We start from the raw sequence: 2,513 nt of genomic DNA on the forward strand, positions 1-2,513 counted from the left end.
TTTCCCGAAAATTTAGAAAACACTAGTGAGAATTCTAAGAACACGTGTTGCGAATGTGGAATAAGGGCTGTTTATAGGTTCATTTGAGTTGAATGAATTCAATCATCAAGAAAACATGTTATATTTTTATGCGTTTCGTAGGTTTTGATTTTATATGTTTTTATCTATAAAAAATAGAGATTTCTAGGTTTAGGTCTTATTTATTATGTTAGAGGGTTTCATTTTTTCTTGTATATATGCTGAAGAAGATTATTTAAGCAGTAAAAGTGTTTCTTATTTTATTTTTTAGCATAAAAGATATTTCTTAACATGAAAGAGAGGTGCCTAAGTATTAACGATATAATCAGCCATTGTTTTGGTATTTATTCTGTTCTACCGTAAAAACACTATCGTATTTAGGATTTGGTAATTAGAGTGGTTAGAAGGTGAAATCTGCTAGGTGAGGGGGCGGATTGTTTGCAGATCAGTGAGTGTTAAGAAGCTTCGTCCTTTGAGGTGTGGTAGGTGGAGTCTGTTAGCCAATTACGTAAACTAGAGCGAAATATATGTGGACAGGTTTTTAACCTAACCTCTCTTATATATTGTGATAGGAAATTCACATTGATAAGGACTACGACCGGTTACAGAAAACAGAAATCATTGCGAAAAAACAAGCGTGCTTGTTTTAAAATTTTTAAGGGCATGCAAAATTTCCTGTAGTATCACGCAGACCGTTCGTATTCTCGAGCCAAGAATTGTTCATATATCCTCTTCAATCTGATTTTCACGAATTGATGCAAGATATGGGTACGAACACCTGTAAAAATACGAACACCTGTAAGAATAAGCAGATGCAAAGCCAGTTGTATCATTATTGTTGCTTTGCAGAGTGTTTGATAAAAATCTGGAACATTTTTCCAATTCATTGCCGGTTTATTAATGACTTTATGGCGTTGTTTTTCTAAAAGAGCTTTTGCTGTTACAGCTTTTACTTATCAGATGGGAGTTAAGAGTATTATGTATCTCTGTTGGCGTAATCTTTGAAAGTCGCTATACAGCCTCCTAATTTGAGGAGAATATGAAGCTGTAAAGGTGAAAACCAGTTTCCATTTTTAGCATCATTTTTTAATTCTGCTTTACGACTTCTAAAAGCATCTAGAGTAATGTCTTTTAAATAATAGAGATTACGCATTGCTTCACGCTTTTGTTTCTCTCGTTCTTTAATAAGATCGAAACCCTTATGTAAAACAGAACGCCCCGAACCAAATACACTTTGCTTGTCAATTTACACGCTTGTTTTTAAGAAACCTTTCTTTAAGGTGCCTAAGCTTATTTCATTACAGAGCTCGTGGATGGTATAATGGTAAAGCCCCGATGAATAATATAAAATTTATAGAGCATCTCCATTTTTATACTTCATAAAAGAGCAAGTTGGGCGTCATTAGACACTTTGCCAACTCCCAATGTTGTTACAATTTTGGGCATTTTGGATGGTTTATAAAAGGCATTTTTAGTGCTTTTTTGTACAGTTTCATTCTATACGGTTTTATTTACTTATAATGTGCAAGAGACATGGTTTTGGTTAATAAACAGCTTTGAAATGAGAGAATCCTACGGTACTAAGATCTTTTATCCAAAACGCAAAATAATGAACACTCTTTATAAGTCAATGTGATGCATCTTAAGAAGAGGGATTTTAGATCTGTTCTTTTAGGAATTTTCGCTTTTTGAGGTGCAGAGAAGAGAGCCGGAATATTCAGAGTAGAGCTTACCTTATGGAATCTATGGATATCGTCTTTAGGAGAGGGACATAAGCCACGTAATATGGTTAGCAAAGCTTGTTTAAGAGAAATTTGGTTGTTTACGAACAACTGGAGGTTAAGAATCTTTCTTCGTCCGAAGAAGACGTCGATATGCCACTATATTTTTTATTACCAAATAGAATGTGGTTTATGGATGCTAAATCGAAATGATAATTTATTTCGTATGAGGTTTTCCATATTTGGAGATTGTTTGGTTAAAAAACATATTTATTAATCACTTGAAAATAGCGCTTAGAATTTTTAAACGATAAGTTTTGGTCTTGATGACGATAATTATTTGTGATGATCGAAAGTACCTATTTTACGAAGCTTTCATTGATAGGCGAATCAAAATTTATTCTTTTCTTTTGTTTAAATATTTATTTTGCAGCTATTTTTTCTTTTTTGCATCAAAGATACTTTTTCAAAAGGTAAATGGAAAGAATGATCAAAGGCAAGAGAATAAAGAAAGCCTTATGTATAATTTGGTTTTCTCGTAGAGTTGTTGTCTATTAACTTTTTTCTTTTTTTCTTCATGAAGAGTGTAGAAAATCCATTGGAGAAGTAAAGAGAATAGGAAAAGTTAAAAAAATAGCCGTAACAATTAGTTACGGCTATTTTTGTTTGCTTCATATTACCGAAAGAGGAAGCTCCCCTTAAGCGATTTTTGATTTAGCAAAAATCGGGTCGTAAAAGACTTCAGTGAGTTTTCTATCTTTAAAGAACAACACT

The 2,513-nt window shown here is 32.9% G+C and carries 1 protein-coding gene; it reads right to left on the bottom strand.

Annotated features, from left to right (window positions below):
• Positions 1-994 precede the first annotated feature (994 nt).
• Positions 995-1,171, bottom strand: coding sequence for a hypothetical protein (locus ACFIO3_RS11440; protein ID WP_375609939.1), 177 nt, complete (start codon positions 1,169-1,171; stop codon positions 995-997).
• Between the last annotated feature and the right edge of the window lie 1,342 nt (positions 1,172-2,513).

Source organism: Bartonella sp. AD328YNZD (genome assembly GCF_042196425.1).

What these genes read in the sequence shown, in the direction of transcription:
- ACFIO3_RS11440 (WP_375609939.1), bottom strand. Translation starts at nt 1,171, where the DNA reads ATGCGTAATCTCTATTATTTAAAAGACATTACTCTAGATGCTTTTAGA.